This is a genomic window from Rhizobium sp. 18055 (assembly GCF_902706285.1).
Lineage (GTDB): Bacteria > Pseudomonadota > Alphaproteobacteria > Rhizobiales > Rhizobiaceae > Rhizobium.
The window spans coordinates 1-399 of record NZ_CACSKD010000440.1 but is presented as its reverse complement, the minus strand read 5'-3'; the positions used below and the strand labels follow the sequence as shown (position 1 = coordinate 399).

1 protein-coding gene is annotated in these 399 nt (G+C 64.9%); it reads left to right on the top strand.

The features are described 5' to 3' along the window. Window positions 1–113 precede the first annotated feature (113 nt). Window positions 114–399: ABC transporter permease (locus tag GVL52_RS32575; protein ID WP_160012796.1), on the top strand; the 286-nt coding region annotated here is incomplete at its 3' end.

Sequence of the window (399 nt, the reverse complement as noted above, 5' to 3'; positions counted from 1 at the left end):
GACCTGGAGGACGTGTTCCTGAACCTCATGGCCGAGGGGCGCTACCCCGATCCGGCGCGCGAACCGGTCCCGCCGGACGAGCCCGCGGAAACGCCCGAAGGCGGGGTGCGGCTATGACCGGCTGGCAGACCCTGTTCTACAAGGAGGTGCTGCGGTTCTGGAAGGTGAGCTTCCAGACCATCGCGGCGCCGGTGCTCACGGCCGTGCTCTACCTGCTGATCTTCGGCCACGTGCTCGAAGACCACGTGAAGGTCTATGACCGCCTGAGCTACACGGCCTTGCTGGTGCCCGGGCTCGTGATGATGAGCGTGCTGCAGAACGCGTTCGCCAACAGCTCGTCGAGCCTCATCCAGAGCAAGATCATGGGCAACCTGGTGTTCGTGCTGCTCACTCCGCTGT